Here is a 1,301-nt window from a genome sequence, read left to right on the forward strand (position 1 = left end):
TGACCCGTCCTGAATAAAGGCTACATAATTTTAAACATTATGTATAAAAACGACAAAGTAATCAGACGGTATTCAGAACCTTTCAAACTGAAAATTTTAGAAGAACTTACAACCGGAAAATTAAACAAGTATCAATTAGGTAAGGCGTATGGAATTAATCCCACTACCATTAATGAATGGATTAAAAAGTATAACCGTAAAGACCTTATGAACACACGAATAACTGTGAAAACAAAAGATGAGATAACCAGAATTAAAGAACTGCAAAAGGAAATTGAACAACTTAAAAAACTCTTGTTAAAGAAAGACATGGATGCCTTGATTCAAGATTCATACCTAGAAGTTGCTGCTGAAGACCTTGGCTATAAATCTGTTGCTGAACTAAAAAAAAAGCTAAATATAGAGCGCTAATTAAGGCAAAGGAAAAATCTAAAGGATTTGCGTCTTTGACAACAATTACTGCTCTTTTTGGACTTAAACGTGATGCTTACTATAAGTATAAAATCAGAGCTGATAAACGTTTAAAACTGGAACAACAGATCATTCAAATTGTCAACCAAAAACGCAGATCCTTGCCTAGAGAAGGCGTGCGTAAACTTAAAATATCTTTAAAAAACGATTTTGATAAAGCCAACCTCAAAGTGGGTAGAGACACACTTTTCAACATTCTTAGAAAAAACAATATGCTTATAACAAGAAAGAAACCTAGCTACAAAACAACCAACTCTTTGCATAGGTTTTATAAATATAAAAATATCATAAAAGATGTACTTGTTAATAGACCAAATCAAGTTTGGGTAAGTGATATTACATACATCAGAACTGTAAAAGGGTTTTGCTATTTAGCGCTTATTACAGATATGTATTCAAGGAAAATTATAGGTTACGACCTTAGTGACAGCCTTGAACTTAGCGGTTGTACTAGAGCGCTTAAAAAGGCATTATATCAAGCTAAAAATACTGAGAATGTAATACATCACTCGGATAGAGGTATACAATATTGCAGCAATGTATACACGAAGATTTTAAAGAGAAATAATATCAAAATTAGTATGACTGAAGATAATCATTGCTATGAAAACGCTATTGCAGAACGTGTAAACGGCATCTTGAAAGACGAATTCTATCTCGACCAAACCTTTGATAGCGTACAACACGCTAAAAAAGCTTCAAAAAGTGCTATTAATCTGTACAACCAAATAAGATTACATGTATCTTTAGACTATAAAACACCGAATATGGTATATTTAAAAACAGCGTAAATCAATCTTTAACCTGTAGCCATATTTCAGGACTAGACA

General features: G+C 32.3%; 2 protein-coding genes. Both read left to right on the forward strand.

The features are described 5' to 3' along the window. Positions 1–39: 39 nt before the first annotated feature. Positions 40–411 carry a transposase gene (locus P7122_RS15805; protein ID WP_226697042.1) on the forward strand — a complete coding sequence of 124 codons (372 nt, stop codon included), beginning with the start codon at positions 40–42 and terminating at the stop codon, positions 409–411. A gap of 35 nt (positions 412–446) precedes the next feature. Next, on the forward strand, positions 447–1,262 hold the full coding sequence (locus P7122_RS15810; RefSeq protein WP_278006771.1) for an IS3 family transposase: 816 nt from the start codon (positions 447–449) through the stop codon (positions 1,260–1,262). The last annotated feature ends 39 nt before the right edge of the window (positions 1,263–1,301 follow it).

This window comes from Winogradskyella marincola (assembly GCF_029624125.1).
Classification (GTDB): Bacteria; Bacteroidota; Bacteroidia; order Flavobacteriales; family Flavobacteriaceae; genus Winogradskyella; species Winogradskyella marincola.

Excerpts from the sequence above, each read along its gene's own strand:
- P7122_RS15805 (WP_226697042.1), top strand. The coding sequence starts at position 40 with ATGTATAAAAACGACAAAGTAATCAGACGGTATTCAGAACCTTTCAAA.